General features: G+C 41.0%; 19 protein-coding genes. 4 read left to right on the forward strand and 15 right to left on the reverse strand.

The window, feature by feature from the left end:
* Positions 1-12: 12 nt before the first annotated feature.
* The 8 genes from B9T24_RS03005 to B9T24_RS03040 form a co-directional block, all read right to left on the reverse strand.
* Entirely contained in the window at positions 13-1,419 is a 1,407-nt protein-coding gene (locus tag B9T24_RS03005) for a lysine N(6)-hydroxylase/L-ornithine N(5)-oxygenase family protein (protein WP_086164416.1), read from the reverse strand.
* Complete coding sequence (locus B9T24_RS03010; RefSeq protein ID WP_086164417.1) at positions 1,412-3,202, reverse strand: IucA/IucC family protein; 1,791 nt, start codon at positions 3,200-3,202, stop codon at positions 1,412-1,414. The genes B9T24_RS03005 and B9T24_RS03010 overlap by 8 nt, the downstream gene beginning before the upstream one ends.
* A gap of 553 nt (positions 3,203-3,755) precedes the next feature.
* The gene (gene prpC / locus B9T24_RS03015; RefSeq protein ID WP_086164418.1) at positions 3,756-4,892 is read right to left on the reverse strand and encodes a 2-methylcitrate synthase; all 1,137 of its coding nucleotides are present in this window, start codon (positions 4,890-4,892) and stop codon (positions 3,756-3,758) included.
* A 2-nt stretch (positions 4,893-4,894) separates the two neighbouring features.
* On the reverse strand, positions 4,895-5,779 hold the full coding sequence (gene prpB, locus B9T24_RS03020) for a methylisocitrate lyase (protein WP_086164419.1): 885 nt from the start codon (positions 5,777-5,779) through the stop codon (positions 4,895-4,897).
* Positions 5,780-5,821: 42 nt separating this feature from the next.
* Positions 5,822-7,453: a long-chain-fatty-acid--CoA ligase gene (locus B9T24_RS03025; protein ID WP_086164420.1), complete on the reverse strand. Its 1,632-nt coding sequence runs from the start codon at positions 7,451-7,453 to the stop codon at positions 5,822-5,824.
* A gap of 472 nt (positions 7,454-7,925) precedes the next feature.
* The gene (locus B9T24_RS03030) at positions 7,926-8,951 is read right to left on the reverse strand and encodes an AraC family transcriptional regulator (protein ID WP_086164421.1); all 1,026 of its coding nucleotides are present in this window, start codon (positions 8,949-8,951) and stop codon (positions 7,926-7,928) included.
* 204 nt (positions 8,952-9,155) lie between these two features.
* Entirely contained in the window at positions 9,156-10,991 is a 1,836-nt protein-coding gene (locus tag B9T24_RS03035) for a DUF1302 domain-containing protein (protein WP_086164422.1), read from the reverse strand.
* Between the two features lie 221 nt (positions 10,992-11,212).
* Positions 11,213-11,803: an RBBP9/YdeN family alpha/beta hydrolase gene (locus tag B9T24_RS03040; RefSeq protein WP_086164423.1), complete on the reverse strand. Its 591-nt coding sequence runs from the start codon at positions 11,801-11,803 to the stop codon at positions 11,213-11,215.
* A gap of 299 nt (positions 11,804-12,102) precedes the next feature.
* On the opposite strand from B9T24_RS03040, the gene B9T24_RS03045 reads away from it, so the two are divergent.
* A complete protein-coding gene (locus tag B9T24_RS03045) occupies positions 12,103-13,119 on the forward strand; it encodes an AraC family transcriptional regulator (RefSeq protein WP_086164424.1) in 1,017 nt (338 codons plus the stop codon).
* A gap of 152 nt (positions 13,120-13,271) precedes the next feature.
* On the opposite strand, the gene B9T24_RS03050 is transcribed toward B9T24_RS03045, so the two are convergent.
* The 7 genes from B9T24_RS03050 to B9T24_RS03080 form a co-directional block, all read right to left on the reverse strand.
* A complete protein-coding gene (locus B9T24_RS03050) occupies positions 13,272-14,300 on the reverse strand; it encodes a YeiH family protein (protein ID WP_086164425.1) in 1,029 nt (342 codons plus the stop codon).
* Complete coding sequence (locus B9T24_RS03055; RefSeq protein ID WP_086164426.1) at positions 14,293-14,619, reverse strand: Rieske (2Fe-2S) protein; 327 nt, start codon at positions 14,617-14,619, stop codon at positions 14,293-14,295. Before B9T24_RS03055 ends, B9T24_RS03050 begins: the two co-directional genes overlap by 8 nt.
* Positions 14,616-15,272, reverse strand: coding sequence for a DsbA family oxidoreductase (locus B9T24_RS03060; protein ID WP_086164427.1), 657 nt, complete (start codon positions 15,270-15,272; stop codon positions 14,616-14,618). Before B9T24_RS03060 ends, B9T24_RS03055 begins: the two co-directional genes overlap by 4 nt.
* The gene (locus B9T24_RS03065; RefSeq protein WP_086164428.1) at positions 15,272-16,612 is read right to left on the reverse strand and encodes an MFS transporter; all 1,341 of its coding nucleotides are present in this window, start codon (positions 16,610-16,612) and stop codon (positions 15,272-15,274) included. The genes B9T24_RS03060 and B9T24_RS03065 overlap by 1 nt, the downstream gene beginning before the upstream one ends.
* Positions 16,613-16,761: 149 nt before the next feature.
* Positions 16,762-17,865: a 3-keto-5-aminohexanoate cleavage protein gene (locus B9T24_RS03070; RefSeq protein WP_086164429.1), complete on the reverse strand. Its 1,104-nt coding sequence runs from the start codon at positions 17,863-17,865 to the stop codon at positions 16,762-16,764.
* A 60-nt stretch (positions 17,866-17,925) separates the two neighbouring features.
* Positions 17,926-18,774 carry a TauD/TfdA dioxygenase family protein gene (locus B9T24_RS03075; RefSeq protein WP_086164430.1) on the reverse strand — a complete coding sequence of 283 codons (849 nt, stop codon included), beginning with the start codon at positions 18,772-18,774 and terminating at the stop codon, positions 17,926-17,928.
* A 24-nt stretch (positions 18,775-18,798) separates the two neighbouring features.
* A complete protein-coding gene (locus tag B9T24_RS03080; RefSeq protein ID WP_086164431.1) occupies positions 18,799-19,785 on the reverse strand; it encodes a quinone oxidoreductase family protein in 987 nt (328 codons plus the stop codon).
* A 285-nt stretch (positions 19,786-20,070) separates the two neighbouring features.
* Between B9T24_RS03080 and B9T24_RS03085 the strand changes: the two genes are divergently transcribed.
* The 3 genes from B9T24_RS03085 to B9T24_RS03095 all read left to right on the forward strand — a co-directional run bounded on the left by B9T24_RS03085 (position 20,071) and on the right by B9T24_RS03095 (position 22,498).
* A complete protein-coding gene (locus B9T24_RS03085; protein ID WP_086164432.1) occupies positions 20,071-20,964 on the forward strand; it encodes a LysR family transcriptional regulator in 894 nt (297 codons plus the stop codon).
* 178 nt (positions 20,965-21,142) lie between these two features.
* On the forward strand, positions 21,143-21,847 hold the full coding sequence (locus B9T24_RS03090; RefSeq protein WP_086164433.1) for a CoA transferase subunit A: 705 nt from the start codon (positions 21,143-21,145) through the stop codon (positions 21,845-21,847).
* A 3-nt stretch (positions 21,848-21,850) separates the two neighbouring features.
* Positions 21,851-22,498 (forward strand): 3-oxoacid CoA-transferase subunit B, encoded by a 648-nt coding sequence (locus B9T24_RS03095; protein WP_086164434.1) that lies wholly within the window; start codon positions 21,851-21,853, stop codon positions 22,496-22,498.
* Positions 22,499-22,553: the final 55 nt, after the last annotated feature.

Consider the following 22,553-nt stretch of genomic DNA (forward strand, 5'->3'; position numbering starts at 1 on the left):
ATATTTTCTATCCTACTTTGCCAAATATTCAGGATATAAATCAGCCGTTTTTCTTGAAATCTGAGATGACATTCCATCTGAACGAAAGGTATTTTTGGCTATAGCACTCATAGAAAATGGACGTTCGATATCTTTAGATTGAAAATCTTGAAAACTCTGTCGTCCTTCAACTTCAAAATAGCTTTCACCTAAAATTTGGTTGGCTATTTTTGCAGAACGAAAAGCCCCCAAACCCAAGTCAGGTGTACCAACCCCATGATGATGCAAGTCAGTATTCTGGATATAAATTTCACCATTGCCTTCATAGTTCAGCTTGTGGTTTTCATTGATATGCCAATTATTCTGTGCATCTAAAGGAATGTTGCGACTTAACTTATTTAAAAAATCTAGAGATGGATATTGATAACCTGTCGCAGCAATAACCGTACTTGCCTGTATATTTAAATTCTGCTGTTTCTGTGTTTGTAAAAATTTGAGCTGAATATTTTTTCCATTGATCACATCTGCATTTTCAAGTTGATAGTGACCCGCAATGGTGACATGCGTATCAATGGCTCCAATACTTCGATGATAGAGCCTCTCATAAATATCACGAATGGTTTTAGCGCTAATGCCTTTATATAAATTCGCTTGTATGGTGGGTAATGTATCTTTTAAATTTTTGGGTAAATGATAAAAATAGGACATATAATCTGGACTAAAACTTTCCAAACCTAACGGCGTATTTTCCATTGGGAAAAAGCCTGCTGAACGAGTTAACCAATATAAATGAAATTTTTCTTTCCCTGTTTCTGGGTTTATTTGTTTATCAAATAAATCGATAAATATTTCAGCCGCTGATTGGCCCGAGCCAATCAGAACGACATTGCCAGATAAATGATCATCACATTGATGGATATAATTTGAAGAATGCAAACACTGTTTATTTTGCTCGGCAACCATTTGTAATGGCTGTGGTAACTTTGGTGTAGTTCCTGTTCCTAAAACCAATTTTCGTGTTTGATGGACAGACAAACGACCTTTTTGCTCCGTAATGACTTGAAAACCACCTAGAATAGGCGCTATATCGGCTACTCGGCTTCCAAACTGCAAATGACGTAATTGTTTGACTACCCACTGACAATAATGATTGTATTCTTTACGTGGGATATATAAATTTTCCCGAAAATAAAACTTATATAAACGCTGATGTGCTTTTAAATAATTTAAAAAACTATAAGGACTTGTAGGCTCAACCAAACTGACCAAATCTGCCATAAATGGCACTTGCATCATGGCATTGGGCAGTTGTATTCCAGCATGCCAATCAAAATCTTGACGTTTATCAAAAAACTGATATTTGAGTGAAGCATTTTGATTAAGCAATGCCGCTAGACTTAAATTAAATGGCCCTAAACCAATACCAATAAAATCAAGCATATTCAGTCTCCACTACAGTTTGTGCAACATACAGTGGATTTTTTAGGTTGATATAAATAGATTGCTGAGCAATATCCGCCTGTAATTCATCTAGCTCATATAAACGCGTCATTAAATTGCCTTTATATGGGAAAGTATCCTGATGTAAAACAGTTTTTAATAAATTGCTTTCTGGATATTTTTGATAGGCTTGAAGTAAGTAAGATTGTAAAATTTCAATCAGTTGTTGTTCTTTGACCGCACCTGTAATACCAATAGCATTAATTAAGCCAAATAGAGTATTACCAATAAAGTAATAACGGAAACGTTCATCCACTAGAGCCAATGGGCACACGGCTTGACCATCTGTTGCCAGTGTAGGAAAACGTTGTAAAATTTCGCTGGCTAATTCCTCAATATAGTAAAAACCTTGGTTATCTCTAAACCAAACATTTTTCGGCATTCCACCTTCTAGTTCAATTAAAGTATTTTGTTGATGTGCTTCAAATGCCATACCAAACTCATGGTATAACTCCATCAACGGTAAAATCGTAATCTCTAAGAAATGCTCAAACCACTGTAAAGCAACATCCGACTGACTTTGGCCTGTTTGCTGTGAAATATTGGCAAAAATTTCGCTAAAACGATTTTTAGCTTCGAATGGATGATCTTGGCACAATGATGCAATACAGGTCACATCATCGCTTTGTTTAAATGGGTTTTCACGCAAAATACAAATGGTTTCATCTAAAACCTGTTCATTGACTTTTAGAGCAATCCAAGCGGGGTCGCTGATGGTTTGTAGACGCGGATTACGCTGTCTAAAATCTGCAAGGCAGTCATCATTCCATAATTTATAACTGAGTAAACCACGATGACATTCTTTATAAAGGTTCACCCGAATTGAATTGGTAACTGCTACGGTCATTGATGCTTTAAACATCCAAGGTGCTTGTTCACTATATAAAGTTCGCACCGATGTTGTGGCTTTCATTTCCCACCCCAATGCACCAAAATCAATTAATTTCCCTTCATGTAAAAGCCGTTGATACCAATCTTTATCTTTTAAATATCTGGCCTGCCATGGATGTAAAGGTAATAAAGCATAATGAGGGTATTCAGCTATTTTTGCATGATGATAGGCATTAAAGAATGGTTCTAAATCCTCTTTAAATTGGCTAGGGATATGAAGATTATGCGCATTGTCATGTACGACCTGATCTGGATGCACATATAAAAAATGCATTTTAAAAGCTGTTTTTGTTTCTGGAGAATAGACTTGCCAATCATTTTGCACAAACCCCTGACGACTTTTTGGTGAAGGGTGCATGCTGTGACCAAGTACAAGTGCTTGTTCGCTTTGAATAAAATTTTGCCCAACTGCAACAACTTCATCTATTTGCTCTTCTCGGTACGTCAAAAATTGTTGTAATACCCGACGGCTTTGAATCCAACACTCCAATAATGATGACGTATCTAGTTGTTTTTCATCTGCTTGCGCTGTTAAGTTTTCTAATAAATTTGCGGCTAAGTTAACTGGACTAATTTTTAGAATCTGCCCTTCTTGTTCAACCCACGGTAAATCCGCAAAACGATGTCTTCCAACCTTGCTCACATATTCAAGTGGAGCATATAAATATCCAAAAAGTGTATGCAAAGGAATACACAATAACGTATTTCCCTGACTCTGATTTTGCAACTGTTGTGATTGTTCTGCTATAGGGATAAAACGACCATTGCCCGTTTCTTGTAGATATGAATTAATTAAATGTTGTAAAGCAATTTTATCTGTAATTGATTTCATCTTTATCACTCTATCTATTAAGTAAAAATAGTGTGATGTGTAAGATATACTCCTTAACATAAGATGTAAATGATAATTGATATTATTTACACTTACAAAATATTAACTATGAAACAGGGCTCTTATATCCTCAAAAGACCTTATATTGGAACCAATAAATGCAACTCGTTATCTATCACATCCCATACGAGAAAAATCATTTAGCTTTAGATCAATAGGCGAAATAACAAAATAGAACTTTATTTAATTAATTTGAAATACTGTATTAATAAGTTGTAAGACGTAATAAAAACCTTTTTTAATTCTTAGATTCTCAGACGAAGTACATTGAATTATTTTATAATCAGCGAAGGATTCAAGTAGCTAATGCTGTGTTAGAAGGCTTTAAACCATACCCTGTGGTTTTAGGTATTTAAATAAAATTTAACTAATATAAAAATATGAAAATTAATAATTTAGGGTTACTCGGCTTTGCTGTATAAATATTTATGCAACAAAGCCGTCTATAACTAAAAAGCATCACTGACCTTTCATGTCAAACTTTATTATTTCATTAAGCAGCGCTACGAACTTCAATCGGAACAACTTTACGCAGTTCAGGCCCGGTATAGTCCGCACTTGGGCGAATAATACGGTTGTCTGCGCGTTGTTCCATCACATGCGCTGCCCAACCTGTCACACGCGACATCACAAAAATTGGCGTGAATAATTTGGTCGCGATGTCCATGAAGTGGTATGCCGATGCATGGAAGAAGTCAGCGTTACAAAAGAGTTTTTTCTCACGCCACATTACTTCTTCACAGCGTACCGAAACTGGATAAAGAACGGTATCACCCACATCTTTGGCTAAGCACTCCGCCCAGATTTTGATGATGCCATTACGCGGATCATTGTCTTTGTAAATTGCATGGCCAAAGCCCATGATCTTCTCTTTACGTTCCAGTTTGCCCAGCATTTCACGCTCAGCTTCTTTAGGAGACGTCCATTTTTCAATCATTTCCATCGCTGCTTCATTTGCTCCACCGTGTAATGGGCCACGCAGTGAACCAATTGCACCCGTAATGCATGAGTGCATATCGGATAAGGTTGATGCGCATACGCGTGCTGTGAAGGTTGATGCATTGAATTCATGCTCTGCATAGAGGATCAGTGATACGTTCATCACTTGTTCATGCAGTTCATTTGGTTTTTCGCCGCGCAGCAGGTGTAGGAATTGAGCACCGATTGAATCGTCATCGGTATTTTCTTCAATACGTACACCATCATGACTAAAGCGGTACCAGTAGCAAATGATCGCTGGAAGCGTTGCAAGAATGCGATCTGCAACATCTTGCTGTTCGGCAAAGGATTGTTCTGTTTCTAGGTTACCCAGCATCGATACGCCCGTGCGCATCACATCCATTGGGTGTGAGTCCGCAGGAATACGCTCTAATACTTCTTTGAGTGCTTGTGGCAGTTGGCGCAGTGATTTAAGTTTAGCCTTGTAAGCTGTGAGTTGTTCTGCTGTTGGTAGTTCACCAAAGAAGATCAGGTAGGCCACTTCTTCAAACTGGCAGTTTTCAGCCAAGTCTTGTACGTCATAACCACGATAGGTTAGACCTGCTCCGCTTTTGCCTACGGTTGATAGTGCTGTTTTTCCTGCGACTTGTCCGCGCAATCCTGCGCCTGTGAGGACTTTTCCTTCAGCCATTTTTATTTTCCTTCCGTGAATAGTTTGTCTAAGGTGTTTTCAAAGGTGTGGTAATCGAGAAATTCGTAGAGTTCTTTGCGCTGTTGCATTTTGTCGAGGACGTTGACTTGGGTACCGTCATTGCGGATAGCTTGCATGACTTCCAGTGCTGCCTTTTGCATAGCGCGAGTGGGTGACAGTGGGTACAGCACCATCGAGATGCCTTGTTCTGCCAGTTGTTCTTTGGTGTAGTACGGGGTATCGCCAAATTCGGTGATGTTGGCCAGTACTGGGACACCGACTGCATCACAGACGGTTTTGTACATGGTAATGTCAGTCATTGCTTCGGCAAAGATCGCATCGGCACCGGCTTCTACACAGGCACAAGCACGGTCAATCACTGCTTGTAGGCCTTCTTTTTGTAGGGCATCGGTACGTGCCATCACCACAAAGTTTGCATCGGTTTTGGCATCGACTGCAGCTTTGACGCGGTCAACCATTTCTTGTTGGGTGACGATTTCTTTGTTTGGGCGATGGCCACAGCGCTTTTGTGCCACTTGGTCTTCGATGTGGACTGCGGCTGCACCTGCAGCAATCATTTGTTTAACGCTACGGGCAATGTTAAATGCCCCACCCCAACCGGTATCGATATCGACCAGTAACGGGGTGTCTACGCGTTCGGTAATGCGGCGTACATCTTCCAAAACATTATCCAGACTGGTCATGCCTAAGTCAGGCAATCCATAAGAGTAGTTGGCTACACCAGCACCCGAAAGGTAGATGGCCTTGTAGCCCACCTGTTTCGCCATCATTGCTGCATAAGCATTGACTGTACCGATAATTTGTAATGGTTTTTCTACTTCCAGTGCTTGTCTAAATCTTAAGCCTGCAGATTTTTGTTCTGTCATCTTCCTTTCCTTGAAGCGTTATGAATGAATGTGAAGTGTTGTTTATTCCACTGCGAGTAAAATTGAGCCATAGCTTGCTCGTAAATCTTTTTTCAGGACTTTGCCTGTGCCGCCGACAGGAATGCTATCGACGAAAATCACGCGATCGGGAATTTGCCATTTCGCAATTTTGCCCGTGTAATAATCCAAAAGTTCAGCTTCTGATACCTGACTGACTTCGGCCTTTTTAGCAATGAGAATAGGTCTTTCATCCCATTTTGGATGTGTCGCAGCAATAACTGCCACCATGTCAATTTCTGGATGCGCGATGGCAATATTTTCAAGCTCAACAGAGGAAATCCACTCTCCGCCTGATTTGATTAAATCTTTAGAACGGTCACTGATGACCATATAACCATCTGGATTAATGGTTGCCATATCACCCGTGTCGAACCAGCCATCTGCGGTGAGTGCATTGCTAAATTGATCGAAATAAGACTCTACGATCCAGTGCCCTTTAATTTGCAAATGTCCTGTGGTTTGTCCATCTGTAGCCAATTCAGTACTGCCCTTTTCAGCATCACAAATTCGAATGCTGACCCCAAATGGTGGGCGGCCTTGTGCGAAACGCAAGCTCGATTGGGCCGAGTTATCCAACTGCAAATGTTTGGCCTTAAGTTGATTCACCACACCCAAAGGACTGGTTTCAGTCATGCCCCATGCGTGAATGGTTTCACACTGAAAATCATCTTTAAACGTTTTAAGCATTGACGGTGGACAAGCAGCACCGCCGACCACATTACGTTTTAAGCTGTCGAGTTTGCTGCCTGATTGCTTCGCTGCTGTAAGCAAACCTTGCCAAATGGTCGGTACACCTAAAGCCGTCGTCACTTTGTATTGATCAATCAACTGAACCAAGCTTGCGCCATCTAACATCGGCCCCGGCAGCACCATGCTGCAACCGACCATAGCCGCTGCATAGGGCGTGCCCCATGCGTTGACATGGAACATAGGAACAACAGGCAAAATGCAATCTTGCGCGGAAAAGTTAAATGAATCGGGCAAGCAGGTTGTGTAGCTATGCAAAATGCTTGAACGATGGCTGTATAAAACGCCCTTAGGATTCCCTGTTGTACCTGAGGTATAACACAATGAACTCGCTTTGCTTTCATCCAGTTCAGGCCACTCAAAACGTTCACTTTGCTGTGCGATTAACTCATCGTAAAACAACACTTCAGGTAAGGCATTTTGAATGTCTTCATCATAAGCATCGAGACAGATAAAATGCTCTACATAGGGAATGGATTCTTTAATCGACAACACTAAATTTAGAAAAGTTTTATCAAAAATCAAAGCCTTATCGTTGGCATCATTGATAATATAATTGAGCTGCTCAGGAAAAAGGCGTGGGTTAATGGTATGACAAACCAGCCCACTGCCCGAGATGCCATACCATGTTTCTAAGTGACGATGATTATTCCATGCAATGGTGGCCACACGGTCGCTGACCGCAAAACCGAATGACTGCAACACATTGGCAAAACGCTTGGAGTTTTTGGCAATTTGTCCCCAATGCGTATGTACCATCGACCCATCAGTATTTTTGGAGATAATGGCTGTATCTGCATGATAACGAGCGGCATGTTCAATCAGGCTGCTAATTAACAAAGGTTGAAACATCATATTTCCAATCATCAGAAACTTCCTTATTTAAAATCTTTTTAGGCTTATTGTTTAAGATCCGCATACGATCGGTCTTGGCCATTTGTTTTTTAAAATACTGGCTTTTTCCATCTTCATTTTGTCATTTGGTTGTGTTATTTGGTCATTTGGTCACTTATGCACAAAATTTTTAAATCATCTAATTTATTGTTTTAAATCATTATTTATACAAATATTCAATATTATAAAAAGTGATAATTAACTCAAAACGAATCTGTGGGCCATGCACCTGATTTCATATAATTTTTTAAAAGTTAAATTAAAAACACGCTACGTAAGGCCAGACTGGAATAGAAGTACACTCGAGAGAGTTCAAGAAAAGACGCTGTGTATGAGGAATTTAGAGAGATAGTGCAAATGTGGATAGATGGAATGATTTTAAGCACCCACTAAATACCAAAGGTATGATTTGGTATATAAAGGGTAAAAACTGAATCTACACACTTTAAGCATGCAGATTCATACGTCTCCAACGCCCAGGCGTGATGCCATACCAACGCTTAAATGCACGGGTGAAATTGGCTTGGTCGTCATATCCCACTTGATTTGCTACTTCAATAATCATGAGTTTTTTATTTTTGAGTAGATTAAGTACAATTTTTTTACGTGTAGTTTCTAATAATTTTTCAAAAGTTGTTTGATTCATATTTAGATAACGGTATAAGGTAAAACGATGCATAGAAAAATATGTAGCCACACGTTCGACATTACAACTTCGGTGTGGCAATAATTCCTCAATAATTTTACAAATCTGACCAATCATATCGACACGATCATGGCTTTGCAGTTCAGACAAATGCTGACGCAAAAATTGATCTAACTGACGATCATGCCCTGCTCTTTTTTGATCGAGTTGTTCCTGTGGAAATAAAATTTCGTGCTGTGACTGACTAAACCATACAGGACAGCCAAATGCTTTTTCGTACAGATGCGCACATTTCGGCTTCGAGTAAGAGATGCGTACCAGTGCTGGACGCCAAGATTTCCCTAAAATAAGCTCGATAATAGACACCATCGCAACCAAATAAGCGGTTTGATATTGTTCTTTTCCGGGAATGTCTCCATCGATATGCATGCAAATCCGTGCATAGCCATCATCTTCTTTCAAATCTAGCTTTTGCCCTCTGTACCACATACTGCCGTATTGAAATAAACTCTGCATGGCATCCCGCATGGTCGCGGCATTCAGCACCAGAAAACGTAATGGTCCAATATTTGAAAATTGTGCTTTTTTCCCAATAACTAAACCCAAATGATCACAGCCCGTTAATGCTTCAACGGCTTGAAAAATACTGCCCTGTGTTTGTAAAGAAATCGGCAATAAATTGTTCTTTAAGTCTTCACGCTGAATGTCAAAATGTTCAAATATGGTATGTGCATCGAAACTGTTTTCTTCTAAATAGTTGGCAATCAAGTTCAAAATTCCAATGGGATTGGACTGTGGTTGTCGTGTTAAATCAATGCTGTGCATAGTTCCCTCTATATATGTCGATATGTTCAGCACATGACTGCCTGATATGATATGCCTATTCATTTTGAATATTTAATAATTCAAACATGCTTTCAAAATTTGGATTGCACTGCAGTCCAGTACACATGCAACAAATCATGGTCTGTTTAGACCATGATTCAGATGAGCCAAATATTCACTTGCAGACAAACATCCTAGATCTTTTTAAAAATTCACTTTGAATGCGAGCGAGGTAAAATCTCGGTCATCAATGGTACTGAAGTCATTTGAACCAAAAAAACTGGTATAGGCCATTTCTGCGGTATATCGTTGGCGGTATGTCGCAGACACTGCTGCGGCAATACTCATTTGTCCTTCCTGAAAGTTTTGACTAAAGCCCTCAACATCATGACGGAACAAAATAATCGGCGTAATAACGGTTGCAGGCAGCAAATCTTTATAGACTAAAGCGCCACGCAAACGATATCCGTAGGACCATTCCGTAAAAAAGCCGCCTGTATTACAAAAGCGTTCATTTAAACGGTCAATTTCATCATTGGACAGATGTGCCGTTCCATAAGGTGTACATTGATTTTCTTTTGTTTCAGGGTTATAAGCACCTGATGACAACTCGCTACGACCAAATACACCCACGCGACCAAAACGGTGATTGCCAATATCACCAATATGATTCACTGCCAATTCGGCAGCCCAGTTAAAGCTATTTGCGCCGAGGACATTGGTTAAGCTATCACTGGCACCGAGTGAAAACTGTGTCACAGGCGCACGTGCATAACCTTGTAAGTATTGCCCAAATTGTGCCGATGTTCCTGCATCTGTTAGTGGCGTATTTTTGTCTAAGACTTGAGCATAGACAATATCTGTCCCATTAAACTGCAAAGGCTGATTGGGTTTATGAGTTAACTCACTAAACACTGATGTCGTACCGATTTTGCCTGCCAAACTGAGTCCATACATTTTGATGTCTTCGGGATAAATCGAGAAAAACTGTGCTGTACTAAAGTTTGCAGGCCCTGCCGCAGTGACGGCTGTCCCATCAAAATTCGCGGTTCGATTATGATAATTTGCAAAATACAGCCCGAGCTCAGCATTGTTTAACTTGGGCAAAGTTTGCTTTAAGGAAAAGCCATACTGTCCGCTGTCTTTGGCATAACGACTTTCACTACGCGGGATATAAGATTTGGCACCTAAAGCCGTATCGGAAAGTTTATCGCCCGGCATCACAGTAATGATGATCGGCCCACAGTTTTCTGGCACGAAGTCCGAAATTGCAAAAAATGTCCCACAACCATCAACCACAGCTGGTCTAAACTTAAACTGATAGAAACCCTCAAATTTTAAATGTTCATTGATCCCAGCTTCAAAGGAAAACATTTCTGTTGGAATCACACGTTCTCTTGCATCGCCACCGGGACGATTTATCGCCGCATAATCCAGAGCACTGACACTATTAAGTCCATTTTGAAAGAACTGTGATTTGCCCCACTGTAAGGTATGTTTGCCCAGTTTAATATTGGCACTTTGCCCATTATCTAAAGCAAAGTTTTTCCAAACATAAGCATCCCACAGATCGATGCCCTTAAATTTCGCCAGTCGGGGCCATGCTGAATCATCAAAAGCTTTTAAATCACCTTCACCTGTTTCATAGGCATGGTCATACCAATACTTTGCGCTGACCACTGCACCCTGCTGTTTTCCTTTTAAGTTCAGCTCAGTAAAGCCTTTCACCACTTGTGAAATCACATCGCCTTTATCAAAGTTCACGCGACCATCATCACCATTGACATCGATACTGGAACCCTCTTTACCAATATGATTTGCATCGGGTTTATAGACCAGTGAACTGGAGGCCTCTTGGGTACTCCAATTTGTCCCGAAGCTCAGTGCTGTTTTGGTTTCAAGCTTCCATTGATCATTTAGATCGAGGCTCGCTGCTGAAACTTCCGAGATTACCAAAGCCAAGCTTAGACAAAGAACCGTTTTATTCATCAATGAAATATGATGATTTTGTCTTTTGAAAGACACAAATTGACCGACCATACCATCTCCATATCGATATGATTTATTTTGATTAGCTTTCTATAACCATCATTGAGTTGATGAGCAAAAGCAGGAATTATTGTTTTTTAAAGTATGTACACAACTTAAATCGCTAACGAATGAGCAAAAGCTATCAAACCGATTTAGGGATGAAAAAATTAGGGTTAAAAAAATATATAATGATGACCACCTAGGTCTTAAAATAAACGTGCACGCTTGCACTATGCGGGCATCACACAATCATTAATTATATCGAGCTGTTGAATAAATTCTTCAGCCTGAGGCCAATCGCCAAAACCCGCTGCTGGGTTCAAATGCCCTACAGCACCCGCATTGACCAACTGACTGCCCCATGTCTCTGCCATTGCTTCAACGGCTTGATATTGCGCTAAATGGTCATTGGTACTCGCCACCACAATGCTTGGAAATGGCAATTTTTGAGTCGGTAATGGACTCCAACCTTTGTTTTTAAGAATCTCAGGACTTGGATAATGCTCAGGCCAGCTTTCCGCCAAATCAGGTGGTGTAACCAGCAATGCCCCTTGGATATCATGCGCATGCAAAGCAGCCCAATGTACAGTCATCAGTACACCTGCACTATGCGCCACCAATATGACTGGCCCTTCGATTTTTTTCAGTTCTACTTCAATGCGTGCAACGCGGTTCGCGCAATTCAATTTGTCTGTTTCTGCTGGCGGGACGGCGCGAACTTTTATTAGTTTCGACTCAAGCAATGTTTGCCAATGTGCAGCAACGTGATCGCGCAAACCCGGAATAATGAGAACCGTTGCCTGTGTAAATATTTTTTCCATCGATACACCTCAGAAGTCTATTTTTTACGTCTTCGCGACGTATTGTTCTTATCCAAAATAGATTGATGGCACATAGTTCGATGTACATAGGACGACATTGTCTTTTCATTTGACGACAAACCTATAAAAATACATATATAGGATTCAATCGCCATTGATGTAAAATGGAGATAAAGATTAAAGTGCACCTAGGATGACTGATTACTTTTAAACACCAGTAAATGCTTTGAGAATCAGCTTATATTCGTTATAAATAAACACGAACCAGGATGGTTAATTTTAAAAATAGGGAGTTCAAAGTGATTCCACTTGCCCATACGGCTGCACTCAAAAATTATTTGAATGTTAGCGAACAATTCAACCTAAATCCTTACTATTTACTTTCAAATGCAGGGATTTATCCTGCACATCTGAATGACCCGAAACAGCGTATACCTGTTGACAAAGCTATTGATTTATTAGAACAATCTGCTGAAATAAGCGGCTGTGAAACTTTCGGACTGCATATGGCTGAACAGCGTCAAATTGCGGACTTTGGTGAATTGAGTCTGCTATTGAGTTATCAGCATACTTTACGCGATGCTCTGCAAATCATTGTTAGATATCGAAATATTATTAACAATGCGCTTGAGATGTATATTGAAGAAGTAGGAAATACGGTAGTTATCCATCTAGGAGTCATCGGCGCTTCCTCTATATACAGCCGCCAAGCGATTGAACTTGCTTTGGGCATTACTCATCGTTTTTGTGCCATGTTACTTTCGCAAAAATGGCGTCCTTTGAGCGTGCATTTCACCCATAGCGCACCACAAAACCTAGTGGTTCATCAGCGAATCTTTGGCTGTTCATTAGAGTTTGGTAGCGAATTTAATGGTATTGTCTGTACAGCGGCAGAGCTTGATAAAGCCAACCCCCAAGCCAACACCGCTATGGCGAATCATGCGCAGCGCCATCTTGATATTGATCTTTTGCAAAATAAAAACGAATCCTCCATCATTTTTGATATTCGAAAAAGTATCTATCTGCTTTTACCGATGGGCCGTGCCACCATTGACCAAGTCGCTCATACACATGGAATCAATGTACGTACTTTACAGCGCAGATTAGAAGCCGCTCAAACCAGTTTTAGTGTTTTAATGAACGAAGTTCGTCGTGCTTTGGTCTTCCGCTATCTACAAAATCTGAATTACTCACTGGGGCAAGTCTCAGATATTTTAGGTTATTCAACACCCAGTTCTTTTACCCGATGGTTTATTGGTCAATTTGCAATGACACCCACAACTTGGAGAGATAGTAATAAAAAAATTATCTATTAATCAGATAACTACTAATCAAAAAAATATTAACAGTAACTTATTTTATCCAATAATATTAAAAATAGTTTATTACAAACACACATAAAAGTTTTGTCAATCAACAGTAAATTTCAGCTAATGACCGCAAAACTTTTATGATATTGAAACTTAAATTAAAACAGCCAATGCATCAGTAAAAGTACTAAGACCACAAGGAAAATACTTTCACCCACCATCAATAAAATCGGTTTGATCCCAACTGTAGCGAGTTCTTTAAACTGTGTTTTCATACCCAGCGCACTAATGGAAATAACCAAACACCAACGAGATAGATCATTCATACCGCCTTGAATAACCGTAGGCACCCAGCCTGTACTGTTTACACAGGCCAAAACTAAAAAACCAACAGCAAACCATGGTAAAAGCGGTGGACGCGGGCCTGTAGACTCCACACCTTGCATGCGTGTAATCATGGCTGCACAAACAATCACAGGTAAAAGCATTGCTACCCGCATCAGTTTTACAACCGTTGCGGTATCACCCGTTTCAGTTGACATGCTATAGCCCGCACCGACCACCTGAGCGACATCATGAATGGTTGCACCCAAGAATATACCCGCTTCTTGTGGTGATAAATTTAACCATTCTGCAATCATCGGATAAACAATCATGGCAATGGTTGACAGTGCCGAGACACCAATCACGGTAAATAAAGTCGCTTTTTCTTTTTGTGGATGGTTCGGTAAAGCAACCGATAAAGCCAATGCGGCTGAAGCACCACAGATCGCGGTTGCACCACCTGTCAGCATGCCAAATAGTTTCTGAAAACCTATTAACTTCGCAACAATGATAGATACTGAAATCGTGACAATAATTAAGGTGATTACTAGTGCAATCGGCTGCCAACCCAACGCAGTCATTTGCTCTAAAGTAATCCGCATCCCAAGCAGTGCAATACCTATTCGCATCACCGTTCGTGCGGTAAATTCGATGCCTGCCTTGCAATTTCCTTCAACCGATAAGAAGCTCAACCCCATACCAAGTAATAAAGCAAACAGCATCACAGGAGCACCATAGTGTTCCGATAAAAAACTTGCTGCTGCCGCTGCCACCAAACTGATGCTAAAACCCGGTGCTAAATTTTGTACTTTTTGACGAATGTTATCTGCATAGCTTAGGCCAAATTGACTTGAACTATTCATGCTTTTCTCCGTGATCTAGCACAATCAACACCTGCGCTCCAACCTTCTGTACAGGATAAGACACAACACGGAGTTTAGTGGAGTTGAGTAAGTAGCCACTGGCTAAGTCAAAGCGCAAACCATGGGCACAACATTGAATGACTTTTCCTTCCAACTTCCCTCCACATAGGGAAGCCCCTTGGTGTGGGCAACTGTCATCAATGGCGTACAACTGATGCGCAACATTGAATAAGGCCAGTGTTTTATCACCAACTTGCAAGAAACAACGCTCACCTAAAGCTGGGACTTTGGCTTGAGGGACTTCAAAATGTGTTGTCATGCTATTTCTCTCCGTTCTACTAGTAGAGCATCGAGCATGGCTTGATAAAGTTCATCCGCCGGTTGAGCACCGACCATGGCAAAGCTGCGATCAAAAACAAAATACGGCACGCCTTTACCACCCGTATCGGTATTAAAAAAGGGTGTATGTGGTTTCTCTATAATTTCATCAATCACTTCTTCTGATAAACCACAATACGTGGCAATTTTACGTAACACCTCAGTGTCACTAATATTTTCAGAATGGTGAAAATAGGCTGAATAGAGCCCTTCGAGTAGCCGATCACTCTGAGCTGCGTCACTTATTTTTCGCGCATTTGCATAAAAACTATGTGCTTTGGCCGTATTGGGCATACGCGGAATACGGTCAAAATCGAGATGAATTGAAACCGCTTTAGCTGCCTGACGAACTTGGGCTTGGCGCATGCGGACAGCGGTCATACTGCCCAATCTTTGTAAATAAAACGCATGAAAAGGAATGCCATCCACAGGGATGTGTGGCAAAAGCTGCACACCTTTCCATTGAAGTTTCACGATGACGTCAGGATGGCTGTGTCGTAATTTTTGAATTGCGACCTGTAACTGACGTTTCCCGATCATGCACCACGGGCAAATAAAATCAAAAAAAACTTCAATATTGATTTCACGAGTCATCACTTATCATCCGTATCTAATGCTGGGTTGTGTTGAATATTCATCGGTATTGCCTGCGCATTAAAACGGGTAATATCGCGGACATAGTGTTGTTTTGCGTAGAAAAATACCGCCGCAGCTGCAATGCTCATCAGTGGCATCAGTTGAAACGCACTATGTAATCCGATTAGATCTGAAACTTTACCAACCACTAAAGGCCCCAAAGCTAGACCTAGGAAATTGTTGGCTAAGGTTAATGTCGCAAAAGCGGTACTATGAATAGAGTTATGTGTGAGGTTTGCGACCATGGCGCTCGATGGACCATTGGTGCCAAGTGCAATGAACATCCCAAGACAGATCATGAGTAACTGTGAATTGCCCGCAGGCATTGCAAATGCAATGGATAACAACACACAGCCAATCAAGCAAAATGTGATGGCTAAAGTTACTTTACGAACGGGTCGATCTCGGCCTAAGCGGTCACACAACATGCCGCAAAGAATGGTTCCAAACGCACTACTCAATACGATCATGGCTGCAACTAAGCCAGCTTTATCGGTACTCATGCCATAGTAACGGTTGAGATAACTGGGGAACCAAACAATGACCGTACCACCGACAAACAGCTGTAAACCACTGCCAATATAAGTCGCAATGACCGAACGGCTGGAATAAATAGAACGTAATGGACTGGTGGTCTTATCTGTTTTTTGTTCTGCACGGATTTTTCGATAGGTACTGCCTATTTTTGTTTCTTTCACAATTACTGGATATAAAAAGGCCAGAATCAGCCCAAATACTGCCATGCCTGCAAATGCCCAACGCCAGCCGAAATACTCAGCCATCACACCGCCAAGCGCCATGCCTAGAAATGAACCAAACACGCCACCAGCCATAAAAGCACTGGCTAAAGTGGCACGCATATCGCGAGGGAAAACCGCAACCACGACAGCAATACCGACACTGCCATACGCTGCTTCACCCACGCCGACCATAAAACGTGCCATGAACATTTGTTCATAGTTTTCCGCAACGGCACAGCCTAAAGTCGCCAAACTCCAAAGCACAGCCATGAGGGTTAAGCTTTTCACCTTACCAAATCGGTCTGCCAAAATGGATAAAGGCAAAGTGAGTAAGCCCACCATTAAGGCCACAATGCCGCTAAGTAAACCGAGCTGACTGTCGCTGAGTGCCCACTCACTTTTGATCAAAGGAAAGACCGCATTGAGCACTTGACGCGACATATAGTCTGAAATGAGCAAGCCAAATGTTAAAGCAAAAACCAACCACGCATACTTACGTGGTACGTCAATCGATGTATCTAAACCATCTGTAGAACTGGTATATTGATGCGCACCCATACGACCTCCGTGTGTTTCTTATACGTTCTAATTCTCATTTTTCATAAAAATTGCACTTGATCCGCAGCACAATCATCTTTGTGACTAAGCCTGAGTCAACATTCCATTTGACTCGGCTTATATTCATTTACTTTTTTAATCGTGAATTGTTAACCGACTTTACGATTCATTTCATACGACTCGTGGTCAAACCTAACTTCACCACTACGCTGTGGAACACCCTTTTGACCCGCTTTACGGTTCGGTGCCATACCATTAGCAAGTAAGGTTTCTTCAATACTGTTGTACTGAACACCAATACGGTAAATCTCACGTGCTTCTTTTCCTGAAGCCACTTCACGACCCAATTCATGCGCGATACGAACAGTTTGTTGAATTTGTTGCACAGAGCCAAAACGCTCACCGCGGTGATCAATAATCGTATCTTCATTGCCCACACGTGCATGCATCCCCATGGCCATAGACATGGTGTTGAACGGTAGAACATTTTTCAGTAATGACTCTGAAGTTAAGGTGCAGCCGTCTGGGACACGATGAATGAAGTTGAAGAAGTTAAATGGATTCGGGCCATCAAAACCACCACCAATCCCAATCCATGTCAGGTTCAGCGGTCCCATGTATAGACCTTTACGCACCATACGTTCTAGAGTTTCTAGTCCGTGCATACCCGTTAACTGAAAGTGTGGCTGAATGCCATTTTGACTTAAACGCTTTAAGTGTTCGGTCAACCATGCTGGCCCCGCAGGGACAGTCATTTCTGCATAGGCTTCTTGAATTGAAGGATGTTCAAGTGATGTACCTTTTAAATACTCTGGGTACAACAGCTCCATAATATTCATTTGTGTGGTGTTGACAGCAACTGTTACCTGATCTGGTTTTGGGGTCAGTTCTGCCAACATATGACGTGTGTCATCACTCAGCCACAGCGCAGCTTCCCCATCGCTTTCGGGCGCAAATGAAATTGAACCACCAACTTGAATAATCATGTCAGGCACAGCTTCACGCACCCCTGCAATCAGTTCATTGAACTTAGACAAACGCTTTGAGCCTTTACCATCCAGTTCACGCACATGTAAGTGCAGCACAGTTGCCCCTGCTTCATAGCACTCCACCGCTTTTTGAATCTGTTCGTCCATAGTGACAGGAATGTCTTCTGGAAAATCTTCTGGCATCCATTCAGGGCCATAAGGTGCAACGGTAATAACCACTTTATCCATGTTTTCTGGGTGCAAAGAATCATCAAAGAATTGCATGTGCATCTCCCTTTATAGTGTTCAAATTGTGAATTTAGTTAAATGTTTTAATTTTCAAACTTAGTAAGTCTGGTCGCCAATAATGCCCGCCCGTTCCATTTTTCGATGGCAAGCTGGGTAATCCATCACTGCATAATGCTGTGTGCTGCGGTTATCCCAAATAGCGATACTGTTTGGCTTCCAACGCCAGCGAACTTGATACTCTGGAATTGAGGCTTGTGAAATTAAATAGCGTAGTAAATCTGCTGATCCCGGATTTGCATCTTGCCCAAAACGAACGCGCTCTTTGGTGTGGTAGTTGGTAAAATGTGTGGTAAATGCATTCACATACAGGATTTTTTCGCCTGTTTCTGGATGAGTGCGCACCACAGGATGCTCGGCATCTGGGAACTGCGCTTTCAATGCTAACCGTTTTTCAATTGGCATTGCTGCACCAAAACTGGCTTCGATACTATGACGTGCCCGTAAACCATCAATTTTAGCTTTAATTTCTTCAGGTAAGTTTTCATAAGCCAAAATCATATTGGTCCACATGGTATCGCCACCTACCTGTGGCGCTTCTACACAACGCAATACGCAACCCATTGGAGGAATTTCACGCCAACTCGCATCGCTGTGCCACGCATTTTCATAGCGGTCAATTGGGCTGTCTGGGCTTTTATAAATTTGTACTAAGCCCGGATGATCGGGATGACTACCGACAGCAGGATGATCTTCCAATTGCCCAAAACGTTCAGCAAATGCCACGTGCTCTGCCCGCGTCAAATCCTGATCTCTTAAAAATAAAACACGATTTTTGAGCAAATGTGTGCGGATTTCAGAGAATAAATCATCATCATGAATCGCATCCGCCAAACGAACACCGCTGAGTTCTGCACCGATATTGCAGCTTAACTGTTCAATTTGCATAAGAAATCCTTTCTAATAACAAACTTAAATAACGAAAATAGATGAACCCGTTGTTTTACGTGCCTCTAAATCACGGTGTGCTTGCACAGCATCTTTGAGCTCATAACGTTGATTAATTTCGATTTTGATTCGGCCACTCAGCACATGATCAAACAGTTCATTGGCCAAAGCTTGCTTTTCAGCAGGGTCAGCAATGTAATCTGCTAGGGCTGGACGGGTAATATAAAGCGAACCTTTGATCGCAAGCAGGACTGGATTAAAGTCTGGAATCGGCCCAGACGCTGTGCCCACACATACCAGTAAACCACGGCGTTTTAACGAGTCTAATGATGACATAAAGGTATCTTTACCCACGCTGTCAAAGACCACATTGACGCCTACGCCATGGGTTAATTCACGCACGCGCTCAGCTACATTTTCATGGCTATAGTTAATGACATGATCACAGCCATGCGCTTTTGCAATCGCTGCTTTTTCCTCAGAGGAGGTTGTACCAATGACGGTTAAGCCCAGTAGCTTTGCCCACTGTGAAACAATTAAGCCCACACCACCTGCCGCAGCATGCAATAAAATCGTGTCACCTTTTTTAAAATCGTAAATACGACGCATGAGATAGGCAGATGTTAAACCGCGCATAGTCATAGCCGCAGCGGTTTCACACGAGATGCCTTCGGGAAGTTTGATCAGTACATCCGCTGAAATTAGTCGTGCAGTACTGTAGGCGCCTAAGGTATTTAAAAAGCCAGTATAAGTAACTCGATCACCGATCTTAAAGTCAGTCACCCCCTCACCTACAGCCTCTATCACACCAGAAGCCTCAACCCCCATGCCATTTGACAATGGAATTTGATAAGTACCATCACGGAAATATGTATCGGCATAATTTAAACCAGCAGCCACATGACGCAGTCGTACTTGTCCAGCAGCAGGCTCACCAACGTCTATATCTTCGTAACGCATGACTTCCGGTGTTCCCGTTTCATAAAACCGTATTGCTTTATTCAATGTCATTTTCCTATCCATGTTGTATTTTTATTCGGTGCTCAAAAGCATTTACCCAAACTACAACACTCAAGATACGCACCACTTTACATAAGACGACACACACTTAGCATTTTGCGACAAATTTATTTAAGAATTTCAAATTAACTATTCATCAACACTCATTTAGAGCTATTTTATATTTCGAATTAATAAGTTAACCCTTCAGGTATCTTTAGTTGTGTAGACATTTTCTCTATAGCCTTTAATTTATGGGATAGAAATAGGATTTCATAACGTAGGTAAAGCCAAAATATGACACTCAAACAATTAAAAGCTTTTTTAGCGCTTGCCCGCACCCTCAATTATGTCAATGCAGCAGCAGAACTTTATCTCAGTCAGTCCGCACTTAGCATCACCATCAAAACTTTAGAAGAAGAGTTGGGTGGTAAACTGTTTAAACGTAATACACGACGTGTAGAAATGACCGCTGAAGGACAGTCTTTAATTCCTTATGCTAAAAAGCTCTTGGCCAATTGGGAAGATATGGAAAAAGATGTCAAACAGCGCTTTAAATTAAACCGCGGAACCTTAAATATTGCCTCTATGCCTTTTGCAACGCATGCTGTACTACCTGCGGTAATACATGAATTTGCAAAGCACCATCCTAATATCAGTTTTTCAATTCATGATGTGCCCAATGAAAAAATCATTGAAAATGTTCAAGACGGGATTTTTGAAATTGGCATTTGCTTTCAGCCCGAATTTTGTGAACAACTCAATTTTCAGCCCTTGTTTCAAGAAAACTTTATAGCCATTGTTCCGAAAAATCATCCCTTCGCCAATTTGCAACACGTCACTTGGCATGAATTATGTGCTTCACCCTTTATTACCCTGCAAAATCCATCCATCATCAGACATATTGTAGAAAAAAAATGCTTTGAAAATAACACTATTCTAGATTTAAAAGTGGAATGCCACCAAATCAGCTCGCTGTCTCATTTTGTGGCGAATGGCATGGGGGTCAGTGTCATTCCGCGGCAATTTCAAAAATGTATAGACTTGAAAAAAATTGCTGTCCTTGAAATTTTAGATGTCAACGTGCAATTACAGTTGGGGATTATTTATAAAAAGGACTTTCAGCTTTCGCATATCTCCTCTGAATTTATCGACATGATATTAACCCATCCATTTTTTCCTCATCAATAGTACGCATCATCTATAAGTAGATTGATGTGACTTAGGTGAATATAAAAATAATTTCATTGGTAATTTCCTATTCCACAATTAATGATTTTTTTTCATTGTTCATTAAAAATAATCAATTTCTAAAAAATGTTGCCAAATGCTAATAATAAAAATATCTAGGAAAATAAAGGTTCATCGGATGAATAAAGTCGTAGCCAGTGCACATGAGGCTTTAGCAGATATTGCCAGCAACAACCAAAGTATCGCTGTCGGGGGATTTGGCCTATGTGGTATACCCGAAAAATTAATTGATGCCTTAAAAGACACAGGCGTAACAGGCTTAACCTGTATTTCAAATAATGCGGGAACAGATGGAATTGGCTTAGGTAAATTATTACAAACCAAGCAAATTAAAAAAATGATTGCCTCTTACGTGGGAGAAAATAAAGAATTTGAACGCCAATTTCTGAGTGGCGAATTAGAGGTCGAACTTACACCGCAAGGCACTTTAGCAGAAAAATTACGTTCTGGTGGTGCAGGTATTCCTGCATTTTATACCCAAACTGGCGTAGGAACGCTGATTGCAGAAGGTAAAGAAGTACGTCATTTTAACGGTAAAGAATTTATTTTAGAGCCGACTTTAACGGCAGACATTGCATTAATTAAAGCTTATAAAGCTGACAAAGCCGGTAATTTAGTCTTTAGAAAAACGGCTCGAAACTTTAATCCCGAATGTGCAATGGCTGGAAAAATAACGGTGGCGGAAGTCGAATATATTGTTGAAATTGGTGAGCTTGACCCAGACGACATTCATTTATCAGGCATTTATGTCAACCGTATTGTCTTAAATGAAGCACCTGTAAAGCATATTGAACAGAAAACACTTAAAACAGTGGAGGCATAAACCATGGCATGGACACGTACAGAAATGGCGCAGCGCGCAGCACTTGAACTGAAAGATGGTTTTTATGTTAATTTAGGCATTGGCCTGCCGACACAAGTTGCCAATTATATTCCAGACAATATGAACATCTGGCTACAATCTGAAAATGGTTTATTGGGGATTGGTGAATTTCCCACTAAACAAACTGTAGATGCAGACTTAATTAATGCAGGTAAACAAACCATAACCGCACGCAAAGGTGCAGCATTTTTTTCCAGTTCAGAATCTTTTGCCATGATTCGTGGCGGTCATGTCAACATCGCAATTTTAGGGGCAATGGAAGTTTCCGAAAGTGGCGACTTAGCCAACTGGATGATTCCGAGGAAGAAAGTCAAAGGTATGGGTGGTGCAATGGACTTGGTTGCAGGCGTACAGAATATTGTTGTATTAATGGAGCATACTGCCAAAGATGGCAGTCCGAAAATTTTAAAACACTGTTCATTGCCTTTAACAGGTAAAGGCGTTGTCAGCCGAATCATTACAGATTTAGGGGTTTTAGATGTTACAGCTGATGGTATTAAACTGCTCGAACTCGCCACAGATGTCAGTCTAGAACAAATTAAAAAAGCTACTGGCGTGGACTTAATTACAGCAGATCTGCAAGTTGCTTAAAAAAACACTAATTCTAAGAAAGTAGATATAAATACTTTCTTAGAATTATCCGATA

The sequence above is a fragment of the Acinetobacter sp. ANC 4654 genome (genome assembly GCF_002135425.1).
In the GTDB taxonomy this organism is placed as follows: Bacteria; Pseudomonadota; Gammaproteobacteria; order Pseudomonadales; family Moraxellaceae; genus Acinetobacter; species Acinetobacter kyonggiensis.